This is a genomic window from Microbacterium sp. KU4F (assembly GCF_056868075.1).
In genome coordinates this window covers 2,849,583-2,871,671 of record NZ_CP200324.1, presented here as the reverse complement: position 1 = coordinate 2,871,671, position 22,089 = coordinate 2,849,583, and the positions used below count along the sequence as shown (strand labels likewise).

Here is a 22,089-nt window from a genome sequence, read left to right as displayed (position 1 = left end):
GTCAGGCGCGGGCGGTACGCCGCCTACGAGCCACGAGCAACGCCATCAGACCGATCGTCATCAGCAGCAGCGCACTCAGCACCGCCCCCGTGATCGACAGGGTCATTCCGGTGACCGCCAGCGCTCCCGGCGCATAGGCGTGGAAGGGGTCGCTGTCGGTCAGTCGCACGGGCGCTCCCGACGCGTCGGTCACCGGGACGGGCGTGCCCGAACCGTCGACCTGCGGCTGCCCGGTGGGCACACCGTTGCTGTCGGTGGCAGGCACCACGGGGGTGCCGCCGACGCTGACCGTGTCGGCATGAGTGATGCCCTCGCCGAGGCGCAGGGTGCCCTCCGCGAAGAAGGACGCACCGGGCGGGATCATTCCGTGCCAGGTTCCGCTGGCGACGAAGTCGTACGCCGCGGGTCCCCCGAACGCCGACAGGTCGGCACTCCAGCGCTCCACGTCGGGCCCGTTCGCGGTGGCGTCGGTCAGGTCGATCGCCGTCAGCCACGTCGAGCCGGTGTTCGTGACGACCCAGCGCACCTTGTGCACGCTGCCCGCCTCGTACTTCACCGCATGGTCGCGGTCGTTGGCGTCCTGGGCGGCGTCGATGAGCGGCTTCGTGGGCACGACCCAGGCGCCCGAGGCATCCTTCACCGCGGGGTCGGCCTTGTCGCCGTCGTACTTGATCACCTGGATGCCGGATGTGAACGCGTTGTAGTCGTCGCGATCGGTCACCGGGATGCCGCTGGCAACACCTTCGGCCTCGACCACCGCCCGGTCGACGTGCGGCTCTCCCCCGTCGAGGGTGAGGGTCGCGGAACCGGTGATGACCTCGCCCGGATGCCACACGGCGTCGCCGGAGAACGTCTGCTCCCAGCGCGCGCTCCAGACGGAGTCCTGCTGCGTTGCGGGCAGCGTCGAACCGTCGGGCAGCGTCCACACCAGCGACTGGATGGCCGCACCCGAGAGGTTCTCATCACGCAGCACGACGCGATGCAGGTCCTCGTCACCGGTGTTGGCCACCGTCAGCACGATCGTGCGGGTCTCGCCGTTCTCGTAGTTCTGGCCGTCGGCCATCGTGTCGGCGTCGTTCGCGATCGTCGTCCCCTCGCCGTCGCCCTTCTCGATGTCGACATAGGGGCCGACACCCGTGCGGGCGTGGAAGGGATCGTCGTCGGCGAGCACGAACGGGACGCGCTGGGTCGGGTCGGACGCATCGGGCACGGAGGCGCGCACGGCATCGCCGTTCACGATCAGCGGCTGACCGTTCGGGGTCACGCCGTCGGTTCCGACCGCCGGCACCACGACCGTGCCGGCGACGTCGACCGTGTCCGCGTGCGACTGCTCGGCCGGCAGCGTCAGGGTTCCCTGCGCGAAGAACGACGCACCGGGCGGCAGCAGTCCGCGCCACGGTCCGCTCTCGGCGAAGGAGTAGTCGGCCGGGCCGCCGAAGGCCGACAGGTCGGCCGTCCAGTCGGCGCCGATCGCGGGGCCCGCATCCGTCGTATCCGTCAACGTGATGTCGGTCATCCACGTGGTCCCGGCGTTCGTGACCACCCAGCGCACCGGCTCGGCCACACCGACGGGGTACTCGACGGCGTGGTCGGCGTCGTTCGCATCCTGTGCAGCATCCGCGAGCGGCTTGGCGGGAGTGATCCACGCCCCCGAGTCGTCGGTGATGGCCGGGTCGGGCTTGTTGCCGTCGTACTTGATCACCTGGATGGCACCCGTGAAGGCGTTGTAGTCGTTCGAGTCCGCGACCGGGATGCCGGAGAGCTGACCGACCGCGTCGACACTCGCACGGTCGACATGGGCCTCGGAGGCCGCGCCGAGGGTGAGCGACGCCGTACCGGTGATCACGTCACCGGGCTGCCACGGCCCTGCCCACGATGCCGACCAGGCACCGGTGGCGGGATCCTGCGTCGCCGGCAGCGGCGTGCCGTCGGGCAGGGTCCAGCTCATCGAGACCACGGCACCGCCGGCGATGGTGACATCCCCGAGCTCCACCTCGACGAGCGGCTCGTCGCCGGTGTTGGTGGAACGGAACACGATCGTGCGCGTCTCGCCGGGCGTGTAGGCCTCGCCGTCGGTCATCGTGTCGGCCTCGTGGGCGATGGTCGTCCCCGACCCGTCACCCTTCTGGATGTCGACGATGGGGCCGACACCGGTCTCGGCGTGGAACGGATCCTCGTCGGTCACGGTGAACGGGGTGCCGTCATCGCGCTTGGCCGTGACCGGCGTGCCGCCGGAGGTGGCGGGCTCATCGGTCGGTGTGCCGTCCGCATCCGTCGCCGGCACCACGACGGTGCCGACGACCGTGACCTGGTCGGCGTGCGTGGTCGAGGCGGGCAGCGTCAGCGTGCCCTCGGCGAAGAACGACGCGCCGGGAGCGAGAAGCCCTTGCCAGTTGCCGTCCCTCGTGAACGAGTAGTCCGCGGGGCCGCCGACGCCGGACAGGTCCGCCGTCCAGTCGTCGCCCACGGCGGGGCCGTCCTGGGTGAGATCGACAAGTGAGAGGTCGGTCAGCCAGGTGTCACCCGTGTTGGTGACGACCCACCGCACCTTCTGCGGCGTGAGCACCGGGTAGGTCACCGCGGTGTCCTCGGTGTTCGCGTCCTGCGCGGGCGAGAGCAGCGGCTTCGCGGGCACGATCCACTCGTCGGTCGCGTCCTTGACCGCCGGGTCGGGCAGGTTGCCGTCGTACTTGATCACTTGGATCGCACCGGTGAAGGCGTTGTACCCGTTCTCGTCGTCGACCGGCTGGCCGGAGAGGGCGCCCTCGGCCGAGACCGTGGCGACGTCTTGGTGTGCGCCGTCGCCGACGCCCGGCGTGAGTACGGCCGTTCCGACGATCACATCGCCGACCGCCCACTCGGTGGTTCCCGGTGCGAACGTGTTCGCCCACGCAGCGCTCCAGACTCCGGTGGCAGCGTCGTAGTTCGCCGCCGTCGTCGATCCGTCGGGGAAGGCGAAGCTCAGCTGGGTCACGGCGCCTCCGGCGACCGTGGCGTCGGTGAGCGCCACCTTGCGCAGCGGCTCGGGACCGGTGTTCACGACGCGGAACACGACGCTGCGAGACTCGTCCAGGCCGTACACCTGGCCGTCCGTGACGCTGTCGGCCTCGTGGACGATGGCGGCCGTCGCCCGGTCACCGTCGCCCTTGCGGATCTCGACGGAGGGCGTGACGGTGGTGGGGTTGGTGACCACGACGGCGATGGTCGTGGCGTCGCCGATCGTGAGGGTCGAGCCGTTGGTCGCGGGAGTGCCGTCGACCGTCAGCGTGGGCGTGCCCCAGGCAGCCCCCGCGGGCAGTCCCGTCGTCGGCGCGACCTCGGTCACGGTCACGACGGTGCCCGTCGGCAGCGCCGGCGAGGTGGCCGTCTCACCGTTGTGCACCGTGAGGGTGCCGTCGCCACCGGACCACGTGTAGTCGATGTCGAACGTGGTGTCGGCATCGAGGAGCGTCGTCCCGGGCCCGGTCACGTTCTTGGTCACCGAGAACTGGCCGTTGAGCGGTGTCGTCGGGTTCTGCATGGTCACCTGCACGGTGGTGCCGTCGCCGATGGTCACCGTCGCGGTCCCGTCGGCGTTGTCGACGACGCCGGTGCCGGAGAAGGCGACCTGCCCCCACTCGACATCGGGCAGCGCCGGAGGCGTCTTCTCCCGCAGCAGCACCGTGGAGCCGGTCGGCAGCGACACGGGACCGGAGACAGAGCCGCCGTCCACGACCTCGGCCAGGTCGGTCCAGGTCGTTCCGCCGTCGGTGGAGTACTGCGCGACGAAGCTCGTCGTCGAGGGCACCCGAGTGGCGCCGGGTCCGGTGACGTCCTTCGTGACCGAGAACGTCCCGGTCAGTCGCGTGGTCGGGTTGGTGAGGGTCAATGAGGTGTCGGCACCGTCACCGATCGTCACGGTCGCCGTGCCGTCGCCGTTGCCGCCGGAGCTCCACCTGGGTGTGTCGAAAGCGACGCTCGGGTCGGCACCGCTGATGTTCGGTTCGCTGAGGGTCACGACCGTGCCGTAGGGCAGCGGCGGAGTGGTCGCCTTCCAGTCGGACCTCTTCAACTCGAGCGTGCCGCTGCCGGCCGCCGAGGCGTAGGCCACGGTGAAGACGGCGTCGCGCAGCTCCGGGCTCGCCAGGGCGACATCACCCTCGGTCTCCTTCGTCACGGTGATCGTGCCGGGCGCGAAGAGCGTGTTGGTCACGACGAGCGCGAGGGTCGTCCCGGTGCCGGTGAGCGCACGATAGCCGTCGGCATCCGCCGCGCCCGCCCCGGTCACCGTGTAGGACTTCACCTTCGGGTCGCTCTCCGAGAGCTTGATGCGGGTTCCGACGGGCACGGTGAACGTGCCCGAGACCTCACCCGCTTCAAGGGTCACGCTGTTCTGCGTGAGCGGGGGCGAAAGGGATCCGCCACGGAAGTCGCGCGCGGCGAGATCGATCGTGAACTGCTGCCCGGCTGTTGCCGCCGCACCCGAGGCGTCGATGTCCTTCTCGACCGTGAACGGCACGTTCGCGACGAACCCGGCGTCGATCCTGTGGTCGTTGTACCCGGGCCCGTCGATCGTAACCGAGGCGGTGCCGGATGCGTTCGCATCGGAGTCGACGGCAGGGTCACCGCCGACGGCGGTCTGCGTGAAGGACGCATCCTGCCAGCGCACGTCGCCGAAGCTCGTCGCGTGGGGTCCGCGCAGGTCCATGGTGCCCGAGGTGGGCTTCACGAACGTCACCGTGTAGTCGCCCGAGGGGGTGAATCCGTCGGCGTCGGAGCGGAAGTAGTACTCGCCGTTCTCGTCGGTGACCTTGGTCGCGACGACGGATCCGGTGCTGTCGCGGAGCTCGACCGTGACACCCGCCACGGAGGGCTCGTCGGCATCCTGGATGCCGTCCTGGTCGGCGTCGAACCAGACCCGGTTGCCGATCTCGACCGGCGCCTCGCGGGCCACCAGGGCCACGGCACCGAGGCCGCCGCCCTTCTGGAACGTGCCGTCGGACGAAGCCGAGCCGCCGCCGTCGAGGGTCTGCTCGTAGCCGGAGAGGGAACGCCCGTTGGTCTGGTTGAACCACTGGAGTCCCGCCAGGCGGATGCCGCCGAGCGGGTCGTAGGTCGTCGCGACGACCTCACCGGTACCCCGCATGCCGATGACGGAGCCGAGCGAGTTCTCGCGGTGGTATGTGCCGCTGCCGAGGTTCTGGCGGTCGTCGTAGAACTCGCGCCCGCCGGGTCCTTCGGGCGTCGCGCCCACGGCCGCGGTGCGCGTGCCCACCACGCCGTTGTTCTCCATGACGAAGCCCGCTCCGCTGGGCGCCGCGATCAGCAGGTCGCCACCGGATGCGGTCTCGTAGGATCCGGTGCTCACCGTGCCCCAGTTGCGGTTGCCGCCCTGGATCGCGGTGCGGTCGAGCAGAGCAAGGCTCAGGTAGCCCTCGTCGTCGAAGTACAGGCTCGACAGGATCGGCTGGGGGTAGATGTGCCAGCCTCCGTTGGGCTCGCTGACCGAGCCCCCCGTCCACGTCCACGTGTCGGTCCACGTGTTCCAGCGCTTCGCCTGCGTGCTGAGCGCGCCCAGCGCGACGTCGCCCTTGGCGTAGCCCAGCGACGAGGAGAGGACCTCGGTCCACGCGCCGGGTGCATTCGCGGGCGTGGCGAGCACGTGCAGCGACATGTCCGCGGCGGCGGCGGAGAGCCCGGGCCGCGGGCCGGCTGCGGTCTCGCCGGAGTCGACGTAGCCCACGTAGATCGAACCGCCGTGCACCGTCACGGCCCAGGGACGCTGACCGTCGCCGAGACCGAGGTCCCACGATGCGTAGGTCGTCGGCGTCACGGCCGGGTCGGAGACGTCGATCGAGTACAGCTTCTTGTCGTGGAGGTTGACGAAGAACAGCGTGGAGCCGTCGGCCGAGAGGGCGACGCCGCCGACGCCGATCTTTCCGGCCTTCTCGAAGCCGTCCACATCGTGGGCCGCGGTCGTCGCGGAGGTGAGCCCACGGGCGGCGTTGGTCGCTGCCGCACCGAGGTCGATCCCCAGGTCGGTCAGATCGAGCCACGGCGTGACGGAGCCTGCATCCGACGGCTTGCCGTCGGCACCGAGAACGTCGCTGACGCGGTACACACCGCCGATGCCGAGCGACCCGAGGCCGCTCTGACGCTTGTAGGTGGCGAACGCGAACACGCTGTTGGACTGCGCCTGATAGACGACGCTCGAGACCGCGCCGACCTCACCGAACGTGGCGAGCGTGGTCAGGTTCGCGAACCCGGACGGCTGCGCGCCCCGGTAGCTCGCCTCGTACGGCAGCGCCGTGATGGCTGCGCCGTTGATGGCCGCCGGGGAGCCGCCCTGCGCCGTCGTCGGGGTGCCCGCCCGCTGGATGGAGGTGACGATCGGCGCCTTGGCCTGGGAGTAGTCGCCCGGCTGGTTGAGCGCGAAGTCGACCCCGGACTGGCCGACCTTCGCGAACTGCACGCTCGTGCCGTTGGAGCCCGCGGCGCTCGTGCCGCTCGGCTCGTAGGCGGTGGGCCAGTCGGAGAACTCGACGCGCACGTCGGAGCTCAGCGCGTCCGAGGCATCGATCGCGTAGGTGCCGTCGGCCGCGGAGGTCGTCGTACCCAGCAGGGCGCCGGCGCCGTCGACGACCGTGACCGTGACGCCCGCGAGGCCGCGGTCGTTGGCCTGGCCGGTGCCCGCGGCGTTGCCCGTGTCGAAGAAGCCGTTGCCGTTGAAGTCGCGGAAGACGGTGCCGCGCACCTCGTCCTCGGGCGCGGCGGATGCGGGAGCCGCGGCAGCGAGACCTGCGCCGGTGAGGGCGAGTGTCCATGCCATCGCCGCGCCGAGCAGGCGCCGGCGGGCATGTCTGGGGCGGGCAGGGGCAGTGGGCATGACGGTCCTCCGGCAGAGTCTCGGGCGAGCGCGCGAGAACAGGGCGAGTGGTCCTCCGTCGGGCGGGGAGGACAGTTCAGGCTCTCGTCCGCGTCCCGCGCCGAGCCGCGTCAAACGGGTATTTCACCCGCCTTTTCACCCTCGCCCGACGCCGTGACGTGCCCGCGTGCCGAGCGCGGTTAGGATCCGGTCATGCCTGCTTCCTCGAGGGGCCGTCTCGCGGCTGCTCTCGCTGCCCTCGCCATGGCCGCGTCCGCTCTCGCCGCCTGCGCCGCCGAACCCGCGACGCTCGAGACGGTCGCCGTGCCGGCGGATGCGCCCACGATCTCCGAGGCCGTGGCGCGCGTCGCCGAAGGAGGGCTCATCCTCGTCTCACCCGGCGTCTACCCGGAACAGGTCCTCGTCGACAAGCCGGGCGTGACCGTGCGCGGTCTCGATCGCAACGAGACCGTCGTCGACGGCGAGGGGCAGCGTCCCTACGGGATCGTCGCGATCGCCGACGGGGTGAGCGTCGAGAACCTCACCGTCACGGGCGCGACCTTCTACGGCGTGCTGGTGACAGGACTCCATGACGAGAACGGCCCCACAGCGCATGGCGGCGGCGGATACACGCATCTGGATCCCGCGAAGTTCCCGCCCGTGCAGCGCTTCTCGATCGACCACGTCACCGCCTACAACAACGGCCTGTACGGGCTCTACGCCTTCGACGCTCAGCACGGGGTCATCTCGAACTCCTATGCCTCCGGCTCCGCCGACAGCGGGATCTACGTCGGGCAGTGCCGCGACTGCGACATCACCGTCAGAGACAACATCGCCGAGAACAACGCCGTGGGCTTCGAGAACGCGAACGCCTCCGACAGCGTGTACATCGTGGGCAACCGCTTCAGCCGCAACCGCGTGGGTCTGACGCTGATCTCCAACTACCAGGAGGCCTTCGTCCCGCAGTCCGGCAACACGGTCGTCGGCAACCTCGTCTCGGACAACGTCGAACCGACCTCCCCCGTGCAGGCGGACGGCGGGTTCGGGATCGGCATCGGCATCAGCGGCGGCACGGACAACGACATCCGCGAGAACCGTATCGCCGGCAACGCGCGGGCGGGTGTGCTGCTGGCGGGCACCGAGGATCTGGGAGCTGCGGGCAACGCCTTCACCGGCAACGCCTTCGAGGCGAACGGCGTGGACACCGCGAACGTCTCGGGCCCGCGGGCGCCGGCGCAGGGCAACTGCGTCGACCCGGCCGCCGTGACGGTGCTGCCGGCGGCCCTGGCCGCGGGCTGCGCGAGCGGCGTCGACCAGCCCGCAGCGGATGCGGCGGAGCTTCCCGCATCCGTGGCGCCGCCGGGCGTCAGCTTCCGCGCCGTGCCACCGCCCCCGCCGCAGCCGCAGCTTCCCGATCGCGAGGCCCCCGCACGTGCGCTCCCCGACTCCGTGGGAGCTCCCGACCTCAGCCGCTATCGGCTTCCGGCGCCCGACCTGCTCGCCGCCGGGGCTCGCGGATGAGGCGCCGCGTCGCCGCCTCGCTGGCGGTCGTGGCCGTCGCGATCGCAGCCCTCACCGGATGCACCGCGGCGGCATCCGACGACTTCGCCGCGGGCGATGCGCGTCCGCTCACGAGCGAGGAGGCGCAGGACCTCGCGACGATGCGACTGCGAAACCAGGACACCGGCGCCCGCGCGATCACGTTCTCGCTCACCGAGAACGGGAGCGAGGCACGCTTCGACGGCTGGTACGACTACGCCACCGCGATCGGCTACGGCCGGTGGCAGAACGTCGACCCGCAGCTGCTGCTGTGGAACGCCCAGGTGGCGGGCACCCACCCGGCATCCGCCGCGACCCCGGGCGACGACGCCGACCCCGCGCCCCTGCCCATCCCCGACGCCGATCGGCTCGACACGGCCTGGACCGGTGACGCACTGGACCCCTCCGGCTCGCGCCGCGATGCAGTGTTGTCGGTCATCGCGCAGCTGGGCGCGGATCGCCCCGACAACCCCCTGCTGCTGCAGCAGGGCGGAGCGCTCTGGCTCGGCACGCGTGACGTCGACGGCGAGACGCTGACCGTGTACGCAGGGCCTGAAAGCGACGAGGTCGCCGCGACGCCCGCGCCCGATCCCGCGTCGGCGACCGTCCGTTACTGGCTCGACGACACCTCGCTCCTGCGCAGGCTCGACGTGCGCCTCGGCGGCGGGGCGGAGTGGACCACGGTCACGTTCGCGGACGCCGGCGGCGTCTCGCTGCCCGACGTGTTCACCCAGGCGACAGGGGCGGCACAGTGAGCGAGACACCGGCATCAGGGATCAGCCGCCGCGCGCTGCTGCTGGGTGGCGGCATCGGCATCGGCGGGGCGGCCCTCGGCGCCGCGGGCGGGTGGGCGCTCGCGCAGAGCGCGGCGCCCGCTCCGGATGCTGCTCCGGCTGCCGCGACCGGGACGGTGCCCTCCCGCGGGCGCACGCAGGCGGGCATCGCACGCCCCGCCACGCCCCAGCGCAACGGTCTGGTGGTCGTGGCAGACACCCCCGAGATCACCACGGCGGCGGGGGTGCTGGCCATGCTGGCGGCGCTCGGCGAGCGTATCGACACCCTCACCGACCCCGCGGCGACCGCGCGGATCGTGCTGCCCGACGGCCCGGGCGACCTCACGATCACCGTCGGCATCGGTCCTCGACTCGTGGCCGCGATCGACCCCTCGCTTCCTGGCGCAGCGGAGCTCCCGCGCTTCACCAGCGACGCGTCGCTCGCCGACGACATGCGCGGCGGAGACCTGCTGATCTCGGCTTACGCGTCGGATGCGGCCGCGCTGCACCCGAGCATCGCCGACGTCCTCGCCGCCGCCGACGGCGCCGTCCGCCGGTGGACGCAGCCCTGTGTGCGAGGTGCCGGCGAGGGCACGATCGTGCGCAATCCCCTCGGCTACCACGACGGCATCATCGTGCCCCACGGCGACGACGAGCTCGACGAGAACGTCTGGATCGCGGACGGCCCCGCAGCGGGCGGGACGATCGCGGTGATCCGGCGGCTCCGACTCGACACCGCCGGGTTCCACGCGCTGCCGGGCGAACGCCAGGATGCGGTCGTCGGCCGCGTGCGCGCCACGGGCGACCCGCTGTCAGGCGGCGGCCCCACGGCCGAGGCGGATCTGACGGCCAAGAGCCCCGACGGCAGTTATCTCGTGCCCTCTCGCTCCCATGTGCGCGCCGCCCACCCCTCGTTCACGGGCAGCCGGCTCATGCTCCGACGCGGCTATGCCTACAGCAATGCCGCGGGTCCCGGCGAGACCACCGACGACGGGCTGCTGTTCATGTGCTTCCAGCGCGAGCTCGACGATTTCGTACGCACGCAGCACCGCCTGGACGAGACGGACGATCTGATGACGTTCGCCACGCCGACCGCATCCGCCTCCTTCCTCATCGTCCCGGGGCGCACGGACGGAGCCCTCGGCGCGAGTCTCGGCCGCTGACTCAGAGCGGCAGGGTGCCGCGCATGAGGGCGATCGCGCCGAGCAGGACGCTCGCGGCGAGGACGAGGGTGAGACCGAGCATGGCCAGGCGCGCAGCGGCGCGGGACGAGCGGGGCAAGGGAGCCTCCGAGCGGTGAGGGTGCGGTGCCGTCGGAGATCGGCGACGCAGCGTCGATCACCGACAGACGGGATCGGGTGAACAGACGCTAACCTCGCGGCGCGGAGAGGGGAGCACCCCAGGGCCGGGTTTCACCCGCCGCTTCACCCCGGCCTGTTCAGGCCGCGACGATCCCTGCGTTGAGGCCCGCGAGGGTTCCGACGACGGCGAGCGCCACATACGAGCCGTTGAAGACGACGTGGGCGATGAGCGCCGCCCAGAACCGCCCCGTGACCAACACGAGCACCGCTGTGGCGAGTCCGAACAGCGCGATGGATGCGGCGCCCGCCGCGCCGGCGGCCAGCGAGCCGGTGAACTGGTGGAGCAGCAGGAAGATGCCCGTGCTGATCAGCGCAGCCCCCGCGCCGGCGACCGACGGCGACCGCGTGAGGCGCCGGAACACGGTGAACAGCGCGACGAGCAGGACCCCGCGGAAGAAGAACTCCTCCACGACGGGCGAGACGACGACGGGCACGACCGCATCGACAAGCCAGTCGACACCGGAGAGTGCGCCGTTAGGCGTCGACAGCGCAGGCCAGAGCGTCGTCCCACGTTCCGCCTGCTCGAGCCAGCCGCTGACGACGCGCAGGCCGAGCCCGAGGAGCAGCCCGAAGAGCAGGTCCGTCGCGCGGAAGCGCAGCAGGCCTCGCGGCACCGAACGCGAGTAGGCGAGCACGACGGGGACGATCATCGAGGCCCAGAGCACGAGGCTGCCGACCCATCCGCCCAGCGTTCCGCCGATCAGCGTCGCCGCCGCCGTCGCGATCAGCAGACCGGCGCCGAGCCCCATGAGCGCACCGCCCACCAGCAGCCAGCTCCACCGCTGCGTCGTGGTGCCGCCCTGCAGCCAGACACGCGGGGCGCGCGGACGGCGCCGCCGCGGACGACGCTCGGGCTCCGGCTGCTCGTCGATCTCCGCGTCGACGAGATCGAGGTTCTCGAACCGGCCTACGCTCGCCGCTGCCTCCTGGCGGCGAGCGGTCCAGGCTCCGTCCGACGCACGCTCGAAGCGCGAGGAACGATAGGCGCCGGACTCGCCGCTCTCGGGCTCGGTAGGATCGCTCACAGGGGCCACGTTACCGGGCAGGGCCCGGCGGACAGGAGACACCGGCGATGCTCGAGGTTCTGACGGTGTGCACCGGCAACATCTGCCGCTCGCCGTTCGCCGAGGTGATCCTCCGCGACGAGCTGGGGCGCACGGGCGTCACGGCGGCCAGCGCCGGGGTGAAGGCACTCGTCGACCAGCCCATGACGCCCGAGGCGGCGGCGCTCGCCCACGCCTACGGCGTCCCCGAGGACCTGATCGGCGCGCACCGCGCCCGCTGGCTGAATGAGAACCACCTGCGCACGCCCGCGCTCGTGCTGGCGATGACGCGCGAGCACCGCCGCGCGGTCGTCGAGCTCGCCCCCGCGGCGACGCGGCGCACCTTCACGGTGCGCGAGCTCGCCCGCCTGGCCGCCCACGTGTCGGACGACGATGCCCGATCGGTGGCCGACGCGGCGGGCGCGGATCCGCGTGCCCGGCTGGACGCGTTGCTGGCACACCTCGTCTCGGTGCGCGGCGAGATCGAGGCGCCGGTCGACCCCTCGCTCGACGACGTCATCGACCCGTACCGCCGGGAATGGGAGGTGTACGAGCAGATGGCGTCCGAACTGATGCCCGCCCTGGGCGAGACGGTACGGCTGCTCGCCGTCGCCGTGCGTCCGTGACGCTTCATTAGAGTTTTCAACCGTTTGCGTCAAGAGATCTGCGCTCACTCCCAGACTTCTGCCAGAGTGGTGCGGTCAACCCGTCTCGAGCAAAAGGACTCTTCATGACTCAGCAGCCCGCTCCCGGCGTCGACTACCCGGGCAAGACTCTCGGGGTCGTCGGCCTGGTCGTCGCGATCTTCTTCAACGTCATCGGACTGATCATCTCCGCCATCGCCTTCAACCAGTCGAAGAAGGCCGGCTACAAGAACACGCCCGCCCTGGTCGGCATCATCATCGGGGCCGTGCTGTTCGCGCTCGGTCTGATCCTCTCGATCCTCGCCATCGCCGGTGGGATCGCGGCGGTGAGCGTCAACAGCTACTGACGTCGTCCGAGGCGAGGGGCCGCATCCGTTCGGATGCGGCCCCTCGTCGTTCGCGCCCGGCGGCAGAGAATGGCCGCATCCGTCGTGTGTTATTCACGGTCTCGGGCGCGGATCTCCGCGTCGAAAGGGAGTTGAGTAAGCACGTGGACGCAGAGAGTGCGACACGGGTGCCGGCGGAGACAGACCCCTGCGGTGGGTTGGCGGTCTCTCTCCCCGACACGTTTTCCGTGTCGTGAGGTGATCGTCGGTTCCCGCACAAGCGCAGACGTCGGGACCGGCCACCATCTGCGGCCGCACTCGGACCGCTGCGCCGCGTTTCGACGCTGACGCAGCGGTCCGAGTGGTTCGACGTCGAGCCGGTCGTGTCGCGGTGGGGCGGGCGGGGCTCGGGATGCCGATCGCCCCCTCACCGCGAGACGGCCGGCTCGCGTGCCGCCTCAGGATGCGGCCAGGCTCCCCACCCCGCCGTCGTGGTAGATCAGCGGAGCGGTGCCGCGATGACTCGATCCGCCGAGCACCTCCAGCACGACCAGACGATGATCGCCGAGCGGCTCGTCGCTGTGTACCCGGCACTCGAGCCACATGCGCGCGCCGTCGATGAGGATGGCGCCCCCGTCGGTCTGCGCGGTGACGAGACCGGCGAACCGGTCCGCCGAGCGCGACGCGAGCGTACGCACCGCCGCCGCGTTCTCCTCTCCGAGCACCGAGACGCCGATGCGGGAGGCGCCGGCGATCAGAGGCCACGTGCGAGACGACTGCTGCGCCGAGAAGAGCACGAGCGGCGGGGCGAACGAGATGCCGAGCGCGAACGAGGTCGCCACCATCGCCTGCGGCCCCTCCGGCGTGAGCGCGCAGATCGCGGCGATGCCGGTGGGATGCTGCGCGAACATGTCGCGCACCGCATCCGCATCCGTCGGCGCGGCGGGCAGGACGGTACGGGCGATTCCGTCGGGTCCGGGGACGATCTCGGCCCACGGGTGATTCCAGGTCATTGCGGCTCTCCTTCGCACCCGTCAGCGCAGTCCGCGGGTGCACCGCCACGCTACGAAGCCGGTGTTACGCGGGCTTTACGCGGGAGTGAAGATGCCTGACGGCGATCAGGCGATTACCGACAGCTATCGTTATGCGGCGGGACGCGTCACGCAGTCGCGCACGGTGCCGCCGTCGGGGGCACGCCGGTCGCCGACCGCGCGGATGTCTCGTACGGCCGAGGGGGATGCATCCTCCGATGCGAGCCCGCCGTCGTCGTCGACCGGGAGCGTGATCGTCACGGTCGTTCCTTTGCCCATCGTGCTGCACAGCAGCACCTCACCGCCCTGCCGTTCGATGAGCGCCTTCGTGCTCGCCAGCCCGATTCCGGTTCCGCCGTCGTCCGGGTTCGACAGCCGACCGCGCTCGAGGGGGTCGAAGATGCGCTCGAGGTCCTCGGGCGCGATGCCGCGACCTCGGTCGGAGATCGCGATGCGCGCCTGGGCGCCGTCGACCTCGACCGAGATCTCGATGGGGCCCTCGCTGTACTTCGCCGCGTTGTCGACGAGATTCGCGATCGCCCGCCGCAGGGCCACCGGGTCCGCCTGCACCGCGACCGAACGCGGTGAGCGATAGCGGATGCGCCCGTACGCGTCGCCGGGCAGCACGAGCTCGGCAGCCTCCCGCACCGTCGCGGAGGCATCCGCCCGGCTCCGCGCCTGGCGCGCACGGGTGGGCACGAGGCGCGCGGAGAGGTCCTGGATCATCGTGGCGAGGTGATCGGTGACGGCGGAGATGCGTTCGATGGCGGCGGTCGTGTTGCCGCCGGGCTCAGCCATCAGGTCGACATAGCCGCGCAGCGCCGTGATGGGCGAGAGAAAATCGTGGGCGAAGGCGCGCAGGAAGTCGAGCTCCGCATCCTCTCGCTGCTTGGAGGCGGTGAGATCCGAGACGATCTTCACGAAGCCCGAGACCTCGCCGGTGTCGTCGCGCAACGCCGTGATGATCACGTGCGCCCAGAAGAGGGAGCCGTCGGCGCGCACCCGCCATCCGTTGTCCTCGACCGACCCTCGCGTCGCAGCGATCGCGAGCAGACGCAGCGGCAGGCCACGCAGCCGGTCCTCCTCCCGGTAGAAACGTGTGAAGGAGGAGCCGAGGATCTCCTCGGCGGTGTACCCCTTCAGCTTCGCGGCGCCGGGGTTCCACCCCATGACCCGACCCTCGACGTCGAGGTGCACGATGGGCACCGAGGTCACCTGCGCGGTCCAATCCTGCACGAGCGCGCCCGTCGGGGCATCGGCCGGGAGAGCGCCGACGGGAATCGGCAGCCCGACGCCGGATGCGGGCGCAGCGGCGACCGGCGTCTCGTCGGACGACGGCGCGGCGGAGGATTCGGGCTCGGAGATGTCGGCTCCCATCGGGACGTCGATCAGTTCATCGCTCGTCGGTTCGATGCGTCGGGTACGCGTCATCTGGATTCTGCCGCAAACGCGCCGTCGCCGCATCCGCTCATGTGTGTAGCACATCCACGTGACAGAAGGGGTGCGGTCGACCCGGCTCTGCGGAGGAGAGACGATGGCGACACGCATTCGCAGAGGAGGAACGAACATGTCCGAGAACGCACACGAAGAGCTCGCCGGTCTGATCAAGAAGTTCCGGTTCGCCATGGTCACCACCACCGAGACGGACGGCAAGCTCGTCGCACACCCGCTCACCGTGCAGGAGGCGGAGTTCGACGGCGACCTGTGGTTCATCGTCGGCACGGGGACCTCCGCCGCCGTCAACGTCGCGCGCGAACCCCGCGTGAACGTGTCGCTCAGCAGCGACGACACCTGGGTGTCGTTGTCGGGGACGGCGACGATGGTCGACGACCGGGCCAAGCTCGAGCAGCTGTGGAGCCCCGCGGTCGACGCCTGGTTCGAGGGCGGCCCCGAGGACCCCGCCGCCGGCCTGCTGCGCTTCCACGCCGACAGCGCGGAGTACTGGACCGCGCCCGGCGGCAAGATCATCCGCGCCGTCGCCGCCCTCACCGGCCACCGCGTCGAGGGCGAGAACGAGACCGTCGAGCTCTGACGCCTCGCGCCCGGACCTTCGCCGGTCCGGGCGCGATCACCGCGTGAAGACGGGCTCTCCGTCCACGAGCACCAGCTGCACGTCGTCCGGACGAGAGGCCAGCACGATCTGCGCCTCCGGCGGCATCGACGGAGCGTCCGGCGCGGCCCGGAGCACCAGATCGGCACGCTTGCCGGGCTCGATGGAGCCGACGAGCTCCGCCATCCCCAGCACCCGCGCCGCGTCGATGGTGGCGTGCGCCAGCAGATCGGAGGCGGTTACCCGCCGGGCCCCGGTGCCGACAGCACGATCGAAGGCGAGCGCGTGGCGCATCTCGGCGACCATGTCCGCGGGGGTGTTCAGACTGCGGTTGTCGAGGCCGAGTCCGATGCCGATGCCGGACTCCCGCAGCTTCCCCGAGGGCGCTGCGGCCAGAGCCGGCATACATCGACGACGCCGCGCAGTGCACCCCGCCACATCCGTGGGACGCGAGCCGCTCCCTGTCGTCCGCGTCGGTGGCGCTCAGATGCGCGCCCACCAGACGCGGGCCGAGGACTCCGAGCCGTTGCAGACGGGCGACCGCCCGCTCGGGACGCCCGTCCGGACCGAGGATGCCGGCAGCCCCGGCGTCGGACGCGCACAGATGGGTCGTCACTCCGGGCGCATCGAGGCCCGCGAGTCCGGTCAAGAGCTCGTCCGACGCCATCTCGGGAAGCTCCGCGCAGGCGAACACCGACAGTCGGCCCGCCGCGGCGTCCAGCGCAGACGCGGCGAAGCGCAGAGCCGTCTCGGTGGGGGCGATGAGCGCCTCGCGGCGGAAGCCGCCCGCGCGTTCCGCCGCCCGCAGCCACGGGCTCCACGGCTCGGGCAGGCGATCGGAGACCATCGGCGCGAGGATCCATCGGATGCCGGAGCTCCGCGCGGCCGCCGCGCTCGCGGCGAAGGCCTCGTCGGCGCGACGTGTACCGACGTCGCCGACACCCCAGCAGTCGAGCACCGTCGTGATGCCGGCACGAGCCGCATCCGTCGCGAGACGATGCGCCGCATGCGCCGCATCCGACGGAGTGAGGGCGAGCACGGTGCGGTAGTACGTGCCGAACAGCCAGTCGAAGAACGGTGCGGACACATCCAGCGAGCCGGCGGCGGCCGCATCCATGGAGTGGGTGTGCGCGCTGACGAACCCCGGGTGCACGATGCCGCCGCGCGCGTCGATCCGCTCGCTCGCTGCGGGCGCGGGCCCCTCGCCCACGGCCGCGACCGCGCCGTCACGGATCGCGATCCATCCCCGCGTGACACGACGCGCCGCATCCATCGTGACGACCACGGCGTCGTCGATGACGAGGTCGACGACGCTCACGCGCGCGGGAACACCGGGATGCGCCCCAACACCGCGACGCGATCCACGTACGGCGCGAGGGCCTCCGGCCACCCCTCCCCCTCGGCCAGCAGCGCACCGATCCCGACGATGTCGGCGCCGGCCCTCTCGATCAGGCGCAGCGCCGCACCGGACGACGAGCCGCTGGAGATCACGTCGTCGACGAACAGCACGCGTTTGCCCGCGACCGCCGACAGACGCGCGCGGTCCAGCAGCGAAGCTGCGCCCGTCGTGCTGGTGATGGCGTGCACGGATTCCTCCAGCGCATCCCCGAGGTGCACCTTGCGGGTCTTCTGCAGGATCACATAGTCGTCGAGGCCGAGGGCGCGAGTGACCTCGATGGCGACGGGGATGCCGAGCGTCGCCGGCGCCACGACGACATCGACGCCCGCATCCGCGAAGTGCTCCGCCAGTTCGCGCCCGGCCGTCTCGGCGAAGCGCACCCCGTGATCGATCACCATCATCAGCGCGATCGACAGGTCGTCGGAGACGGGGATGATCGGCAGCGTGATCTGCTGGCTGCCGACCTGAGCGAGGTAGGTGTCTGCGGGCATGTCCGGAGGCTACGCCGCGCGTGTGTCGCCCCGGTTTCACGACCCGCCCGCAGCCCGAACTCCTGCAGAACCGCGGTCCGCCGCCGCATCCGGCCCCGAATCGCCCGTTCTGCAGGAGTTCGGGCGCGACGGATGCCGGACGGCAGCCCGGTCAGGGGATGGCGCAGGCGCTCTCGACGGACACGCGGATGGGGTCCGCGGCTCGCACGATGAGCCGTTCCACCGGCAGGGTCTCGCTGTAGCGGATGTCCTGCTGCATCGCCCGGTCGGGGGCGTAGCCCGCGTCGTCCCAGATCCGCAGCAGTCGCGCCACAGCACCGTCGGGATCGTCGGCGCGGATCGAGAACTGTGCGCTCAGCCGCGTGCCGGTGTCTCCGCAGGGCGCCGCATCGAACGGGATGTCGGATGCGGCGAGCTCCGCGCCGTCGGCACCCAGGGGTGTTCCGCCCGCCGCCGCAACGCTGCGTTCGATGAGCGACCGCATCTCGGCGCGAGCCGCGTCTGCGGTCAGCGGCGGCGGCACTGTGGGATCCGGCGACGGCGTGGGTTCGGCCACCACGCCCACGGGTATCCCCTCGGCGAGCCGCGCAGCGTCGCCGGCCGCCTGCTGGATCGCCGCGGGCATCACCACGAGCTCGGCGACGAGGGCGAGGGAGAACAGGGTGCCGCAGATGATCGACGTCACCCGCCACCGACGGGACCGGCGTCGCACGAACGCGAAGAGCAGGAGCGATGCCGCCAGCGCGGTCGCCAAGACGAGCACCGCGGTCTGAAGTGCCTGCGCGCTCCGCTGTGCGCGCAGTGCTGACGCGACGACCGTCGGGGCGCCGTACGAGCCAGCGAACACCGCGCCGACACTGTCGAGGAGCACGAGGAGAATCGCGCAGACACCGGTGCCGACCGCGGCCACCGCAGCAACCGCGCTGACCGCGCGCGCCACACCGGCCGCCCGGCTCATCCCCGGAGTGCGGCGATGGGTTCGATGCGAGCGGCGCGCCGCGCGGGCAGCCACCCGGCGGCGAGTCCCACCACGGCGCCGAGGAAAGCTCCCCCCACGGCGACCAGCGGGTTGATCACCGGGCTCCACCCCGCGATCACCGACACGAGGACGACCGAGAGCACGGCCACCGCCGAGCCCATGATCCCGCCGAGCATCCCGATGATCGCCGACTCCGCGATGAACTGGCCCGCGATCTGCCGCGGTGTTGCCCCGAGCGCCCGACGCAGCCCGATCTCGGGCGTGCGCTCCATCACCGAGAGCAGGGTGACGTTGGCGATGCCGAGTCCTCCCGCCAGCAGCACGATCACGCCGAGCGCGATGAACACGACGTTGACGTCGGCCTGCACGTTCTGGCTCAGGTCGCTGCGTCCGCTGGGAGCGGCCACCTTGATCTGATCCGGAGCATCGGGTGCGAGCGCGAGGGGAGCCTGCTCGCCGATCTGCGGCCCAGCCCCCACGTCGACGCGCGCCTGGATGCTGCCGGGAGCGGCCAATGCGAAGTCGGCGCGCGCGGTGCCCACCGGGATGATGACCGCGTCCTGCAGGTCGGCGCGCCTCTCGAACGAGTCGACGATGCCGATCACCGCGTACGCCAGTCCGTCGATGAAGATCGAGGGCTGACTGTCGACGCGATTGATGGCGAGCCGATCGGCCTCGCGGGCTCCGAGCACCGCCACGCGGTCGCCGCGCGCGTCGTGCCCGGCATCGAACATCCGCCCCTGGGTGACCCGTCCGCCGAGCGCGTCGAGCAGACCCTCGGATGCGGCCACGACCGGAGCGGGAGCGGCGGATGCGGCCGACGGGTCGTACACGGGCACCGCGGTGATCGCAGCGCCTGCGGGCAGCGTCACCTCGGCGAGGGTCGCCGCGGCGACCACGCCCGCAAGGCGCTCCACCCGTTCCGCACCGTCCCAGGGCAGACGCGCCGTGGCGACGGAGGCGCCGGACTGCGTGCGCGCCTCGGCCGGCGTGATCTCCACCCGCGTGGCCGCCGCCTGGTCGAACTGGCGGGCGATCTGGCCCGCGGCCGTCTGCGCGAATCCGAGGGTCGCGACGAGCGCGCCGATGCCGAGCACGGTACCGGCGATGGTCATGATCAGCCGCGCGGGCCGCGAGCCGATGTCGGCGGTCGCCTCAGCGACGAGGTCTTGCGAGGTGAACCGGTCGGCGCGGGGAGTCGGCGGCACCAGTGCGCTGAGATCCACGCGCTCGCGGGCGGCGGCGCGGCGGCGTCTCATGCCACCTCGCTCAGGCGGCCGTCGGCGATCCGCACGCGGCGGCTCGCCCTGGCGGCGACGGCATCGTCGTGCGTGATGACGATGAGGGTGAGCCCGTCGGCGCGCAGCTCGTCGAAGAGGTCCATGACCTCGTCCGAGGTGCGTCGGTCGAGGTTCCCCGTGGGCTCGTCGGCCAGCAGCAGGCTCGGCCGGCTGACGACCGCGCGCGCCACGGCGACGCGCTGGCGCTCACCGCCCGAGAGCAGCCCCGGCAGGAAGCCGGTGCGCCCGCCGAGCCCCACGCGTTCGAGCGCCGCGCGGGCACGGTCCTCGCGCTCGGCGCGCGGCACGCCGCTGTAGAGCATCGGCATCAGCACATTGTCGAGCACGGTGCGTCGCGACATGAGGTGGAAGGCCTGGAACACGAACCCGATACGGCGTGCCCGGACGGCGGCCCTGCTGTCCTCGTCGAGGGATGAGGTGAGCACGCCGTCGAGGTGATACTCCCCGACGCTCGGTCGGTCGAGGAGCCCCAGGATGCTCAGCATCGTGGACTTGCCCGAACCGCTGGGACCGACGATGGAGACGTAGTCGCCCCGCTCGACCGTGAGGTTGATCCCCTTGAGCGCCTGCACCTCGGGAGGTCCGGGGAAGGACCGGGTCACATCGCGCAACTGCACGAGCGGCGCCGCGGGCGCCGCATCGATCCCGGCCGCATCCGTCACGACCGCGGCCCGAGTCATCGTCCGACCACGACCAGGTCGCCCTCGTCGACGGCGCCCTCGAGCGGAGTGATCTCCACCGCGCCGCTGGCGGCGAGTCCCGTCTTCACCGTGACCAGGCGGGTCTTCGCGTCGGGGTCGCGGGGGTCTCCCTCGACGACCTCGACCCGCGCCTCGCCGCCCGGACCCGCGGTGAGCGCGGCGACGGGGACCGAGAGCACCTCTCCCTGGGTCGCACCCACGGGGATGGCGACACGCACGTTGGAGCCCTGCATCTGCTGGATCTGCTCGGGCGTCAGCGGGTCGGGCTCCAGCTCGATCGACCACCGTCCCGTCGAGTCCTTGCTCGTGCTGGGAGCCAGAGCGGTGATGACGGCGCGATGGGGCGTCCCGTCGGGCAGCTCGAAGCTCGCCTCGCCGCCCACCTGCAGCAGGGCCGCGTCCGCTTCGCCCGCCGATCCGGTCAGGCGCACGCTGGCCCCGGACACGGTCATGGCGGCGCCCTGCAGCACCGCACCGCGAGTGACGTTGACGGCGTCGACGCGGCGCGGCAGGCCCATCAGGTACAGCACCTCGGATGAGGGCAGGAACGCCATGGACCCCTCGCGGGCACGCTGCAGGTCCTGCTGCGCCTGCTGCACCTGCGCGTTCGCAGCGTCGACCGCCGCGCGCTGCGCGGAGGTGTCGGCGGGCGCGTCCAGCTGCTGGCGCTCGAGCTGGCGCAGCGAGAGAGTGTCCTGCAGATCGGCGATCTCGGATGCGGACTTGTGCGCCGCGATCGCATCGTTCACGGCACGCTGGGCCGCTGCGACCGCGTTGTCGGCGGTCTTGACGGCGACGACGTCGGCTCCGGACCGCGCCTTGGCCAGGTCGGCCTGGGCCGCGGCGACCGTCTGCTGGGCCGAGCGCACCCCCGCCTCGGCGGCGCTCACGGCCTGGGCGGCCCCCTCATCCCCGGAGGGCGCGGGATAGCCGACGGCGGCGTAGAGCGCCGTGATCCCCGCTGCCGTCTGGGCGTCGAACACGTTCGAGGCCGGGTCTCCCCCGTCGATGCCGACGCTGCGCAGCGCGTTCTTGAGCTGCACCACATCCGGCCCCGAGACGCCGAAGCGCAGGCTCCGATACGCGGGCAGGTCGCCCGGCAACACGATCACCGGGCGTCCGGCGACCTCCAGCGCGATCGACAGCGTGTTCAGCTCGGCACCCACTTCGGGCACCTGCCCGGTGACCACAGCCGGCCCCGACAGGGTGGCCGTGTCGATCGTCACCTCGACCGCGTCTGCGTAACCGACATCGGCGCGGATGGTCACATCGTTGCTGAGCTCGCCGAACTCCACCGGAACCGTGATGAGTCCGGGCTCCGGCGCGTCGGCGCGGGATGCCGCCTCCACCGGCGAGACGACGAACGTCCCCACGAGCAGTCCGATCACGAGGCTCGCCACCGCGACCGCGGCGGTGATCCACAGCGGGCGGTTGCCGCGGAACACGCGCCCCCACCCGCGCAGGGCGGCGAAGCGCCCGCGGGGAGCTCCCGCATCCTCCGCCTCGGTCGCGGCAGCAGCCGCATCCTCGCCAAGCAGCTCGCGCGTGAGCGCGGAATCGTCCGAGACGTCGTCGGGGACGGGATCGAGGTCCTTCCGTGCCACCTC

At 71.7% G+C, this 22,089-nt stretch carries 17 protein-coding genes; 7 read left to right on the top strand and 10 right to left on the bottom strand.

The window, feature by feature from the left end:
• Nucleotide 1: 1 nt before the first annotated feature.
• Nucleotides 2–6,865, bottom strand: a complete 6,864-nt coding sequence (locus AC1VNH_RS14350) for an SdrD B-like domain-containing protein (RefSeq protein ID WP_483112182.1) — start codon at nucleotides 6,863–6,865, stop codon at nucleotides 2–4.
• Nucleotides 6,866–7,057: 192 nt separating this feature from the next.
• On the opposite strand from AC1VNH_RS14350, the gene AC1VNH_RS14345 reads away from it, so the two are divergent.
• Genes AC1VNH_RS14345 through AC1VNH_RS14335 form a run of 3 tightly spaced genes read left to right on the top strand, consistent with a single transcriptional unit; the run spans nucleotide 7,058 to nucleotide 10,319 of the window.
• Nucleotides 7,058–8,365, top strand: coding sequence for a right-handed parallel beta-helix repeat-containing protein (locus AC1VNH_RS14345; RefSeq protein ID WP_483112181.1), 1,308 nt, complete (start codon nucleotides 7,058–7,060; stop codon nucleotides 8,363–8,365).
• Entirely contained in the window at nucleotides 8,362–9,138 is a 777-nt protein-coding gene (locus AC1VNH_RS14340; protein WP_483112179.1) for a hypothetical protein, read from the top strand. Before AC1VNH_RS14345 ends, AC1VNH_RS14340 begins: the two co-directional genes overlap by 4 nt.
• On the top strand, nucleotides 9,135–10,319 hold the full coding sequence (locus AC1VNH_RS14335) for a Dyp-type peroxidase (protein WP_483112177.1): 1,185 nt from the start codon (nucleotides 9,135–9,137) through the stop codon (nucleotides 10,317–10,319). The genes AC1VNH_RS14340 and AC1VNH_RS14335 overlap by 4 nt, the downstream gene beginning before the upstream one ends.
• Before the next feature lie 275 nt (nucleotides 10,320–10,594).
• Here the strand turns inward: AC1VNH_RS14335 and AC1VNH_RS14330 are convergent, their stop codons facing one another.
• The gene (locus AC1VNH_RS14330; RefSeq protein ID WP_483112175.1) at nucleotides 10,595–11,542 is read right to left on the bottom strand and encodes a CPBP family intramembrane glutamic endopeptidase; all 948 of its coding nucleotides are present in this window, start codon (nucleotides 11,540–11,542) and stop codon (nucleotides 10,595–10,597) included.
• A gap of 47 nt (nucleotides 11,543–11,589) precedes the next feature.
• Here AC1VNH_RS14330 and AC1VNH_RS14325 point away from each other — a divergent pair, with 47 nt between their 5' ends.
• Nucleotides 11,590–12,186 carry an arsenate reductase/protein-tyrosine-phosphatase family protein gene (locus AC1VNH_RS14325; protein WP_483112173.1) on the top strand — a complete coding sequence of 199 codons (597 nt, stop codon included), beginning with the start codon at nucleotides 11,590–11,592 and terminating at the stop codon, nucleotides 12,184–12,186.
• Between the two features lie 104 nt (nucleotides 12,187–12,290).
• Nucleotides 12,291–12,551: a hypothetical protein gene (locus tag AC1VNH_RS14320; RefSeq protein ID WP_243226818.1), complete on the top strand. Its 261-nt coding sequence runs from the start codon at nucleotides 12,291–12,293 to the stop codon at nucleotides 12,549–12,551.
• 437 nt (nucleotides 12,552–12,988) lie between these two features.
• Here AC1VNH_RS14320 and AC1VNH_RS14315 read toward each other — a convergent pair whose 3' ends face one another.
• Both AC1VNH_RS14315 and AC1VNH_RS14310 read right to left on the bottom strand, forming a co-directional pair.
• A complete protein-coding gene (locus AC1VNH_RS14315) occupies nucleotides 12,989–13,543 on the bottom strand; it encodes a flavin reductase family protein (protein ID WP_243226817.1) in 555 nt (184 codons plus the stop codon).
• A 129-nt stretch (nucleotides 13,544–13,672) separates the two neighbouring features.
• The gene (locus AC1VNH_RS14310) at nucleotides 13,673–14,992 is read right to left on the bottom strand and encodes a PAS domain-containing sensor histidine kinase (RefSeq protein WP_483112170.1); all 1,320 of its coding nucleotides are present in this window, start codon (nucleotides 14,990–14,992) and stop codon (nucleotides 13,673–13,675) included.
• A 136-nt stretch (nucleotides 14,993–15,128) separates the two neighbouring features.
• On the opposite strand from AC1VNH_RS14310, the gene AC1VNH_RS14305 reads away from it, so the two are divergent.
• Nucleotides 15,129–15,593 (top strand): pyridoxamine 5'-phosphate oxidase family protein, encoded by a 465-nt coding sequence (locus AC1VNH_RS14305; RefSeq protein WP_483112168.1) that lies wholly within the window; start codon nucleotides 15,129–15,131, stop codon nucleotides 15,591–15,593.
• A gap of 36 nt (nucleotides 15,594–15,629) precedes the next feature.
• Here the strand turns inward: AC1VNH_RS14305 and AC1VNH_RS14300 are convergent, their stop codons facing one another.
• On the bottom strand, nucleotides 15,630–16,016 hold the full coding sequence (locus AC1VNH_RS14300; protein WP_483112167.1) for an amidohydrolase family protein: 387 nt from the start codon (nucleotides 16,014–16,016) through the stop codon (nucleotides 15,630–15,632).
• Between the two features lie 461 nt (nucleotides 16,017–16,477).
• Between AC1VNH_RS14300 and AC1VNH_RS14295 the strand changes: the two genes are divergently transcribed.
• On the top strand, nucleotides 16,478–16,660 hold the full coding sequence (locus AC1VNH_RS14295) for a hypothetical protein (RefSeq protein ID WP_483112165.1): 183 nt from the start codon (nucleotides 16,478–16,480) through the stop codon (nucleotides 16,658–16,660).
• Between the two features lie 265 nt (nucleotides 16,661–16,925).
• Here the strand turns inward: AC1VNH_RS14295 and AC1VNH_RS14290 are convergent, their stop codons facing one another.
• From AC1VNH_RS14290 to AC1VNH_RS14270, 5 genes are all read right to left on the bottom strand, one after another.
• On the bottom strand, nucleotides 16,926–17,501 hold the full coding sequence (locus AC1VNH_RS14290) for a phosphoribosyltransferase family protein (RefSeq protein ID WP_483112164.1): 576 nt from the start codon (nucleotides 17,499–17,501) through the stop codon (nucleotides 16,926–16,928).
• A 151-nt stretch (nucleotides 17,502–17,652) separates the two neighbouring features.
• Complete coding sequence (locus AC1VNH_RS14285; protein WP_483112163.1) at nucleotides 17,653–18,459, bottom strand: hypothetical protein; 807 nt, start codon at nucleotides 18,457–18,459, stop codon at nucleotides 17,653–17,655.
• On the bottom strand, nucleotides 18,456–19,739 hold the full coding sequence (locus tag AC1VNH_RS14280) for an ABC transporter permease (RefSeq protein ID WP_483112161.1): 1,284 nt from the start codon (nucleotides 19,737–19,739) through the stop codon (nucleotides 18,456–18,458). The genes AC1VNH_RS14285 and AC1VNH_RS14280 overlap by 4 nt, the downstream gene beginning before the upstream one ends.
• Nucleotides 19,736–20,461, bottom strand: a complete 726-nt coding sequence (locus AC1VNH_RS14275) for an ABC transporter ATP-binding protein (protein ID WP_483112159.1) — start codon at nucleotides 20,459–20,461, stop codon at nucleotides 19,736–19,738. Before AC1VNH_RS14275 ends, AC1VNH_RS14280 begins: the two co-directional genes overlap by 4 nt.
• Nucleotides 20,458–22,086 (bottom strand): efflux RND transporter periplasmic adaptor subunit, encoded by a 1,629-nt coding sequence (locus tag AC1VNH_RS14270; RefSeq protein WP_483112157.1) that lies wholly within the window; start codon nucleotides 22,084–22,086, stop codon nucleotides 20,458–20,460. The genes AC1VNH_RS14275 and AC1VNH_RS14270 overlap by 4 nt, the downstream gene beginning before the upstream one ends.
• Between the last annotated feature and the right edge of the window lie 3 nt (nucleotides 22,087–22,089).

Bases quoted from the DNA above. Each gene is read 5' to 3' on its own strand.
- AC1VNH_RS14340 (WP_483112179.1), top strand. From the start codon at position 8,362: ATGAGGCGCCGCGTCGCCGCCTCGCTGGCGGTCGTGGCCGTCGCGATC.
- AC1VNH_RS14280 (WP_483112161.1), bottom strand. From the start codon at position 19,739: ATGAGACGCCGCCGCGCCGCCGCCCGCGAGCGCGTGGATCTCAGCGCA.
- AC1VNH_RS14315 (WP_243226817.1), bottom strand. From the start codon at position 13,543: ATGACCTGGAATCACCCGTGGGCCGAGATCGTCCCCGGACCCGACGGA.
- AC1VNH_RS14300 (WP_483112167.1), bottom strand. From the start codon at position 16,016: ATGCCGGCTCTGGCCGCAGCGCCCTCGGGGAAGCTGCGGGAGTCCGGC.
- AC1VNH_RS14285 (WP_483112163.1), bottom strand. From the start codon at position 18,459: ATGAGCCGGGCGGCCGGTGTGGCGCGCGCGGTCAGCGCGGTTGCTGCG.
- AC1VNH_RS14325 (WP_483112173.1), top strand. From the start codon at position 11,590: ATGCTCGAGGTTCTGACGGTGTGCACCGGCAACATCTGCCGCTCGCCG.
- AC1VNH_RS14305 (WP_483112168.1), top strand. From the start codon at position 15,129: ATGTCCGAGAACGCACACGAAGAGCTCGCCGGTCTGATCAAGAAGTTC.
- AC1VNH_RS14290 (WP_483112164.1), bottom strand. From the start codon at position 17,501: ATGCCCGCAGACACCTACCTCGCTCAGGTCGGCAGCCAGCAGATCACG.
- AC1VNH_RS14275 (WP_483112159.1), bottom strand. From the start codon at position 20,461: ATGACTCGGGCCGCGGTCGTGACGGATGCGGCCGGGATCGATGCGGCG.
- AC1VNH_RS14310 (WP_483112170.1), bottom strand. From the start codon at position 14,992: ATGACGCGTACCCGACGCATCGAACCGACGAGCGATGAACTGATCGAC.
- AC1VNH_RS14295 (WP_483112165.1), top strand. From the start codon at position 16,478: ATGCCGGAGCTCCGCGCGGCCGCCGCGCTCGCGGCGAAGGCCTCGTCG.
- AC1VNH_RS14350 (WP_483112182.1), bottom strand. From the start codon at position 6,865: ATGCCCACTGCCCCTGCCCGCCCCAGACATGCCCGCCGGCGCCTGCTC.
- AC1VNH_RS14320 (WP_243226818.1), top strand. From the start codon at position 12,291: ATGACTCAGCAGCCCGCTCCCGGCGTCGACTACCCGGGCAAGACTCTC.
- AC1VNH_RS14345 (WP_483112181.1), top strand. From the start codon at position 7,058: ATGCCTGCTTCCTCGAGGGGCCGTCTCGCGGCTGCTCTCGCTGCCCTC.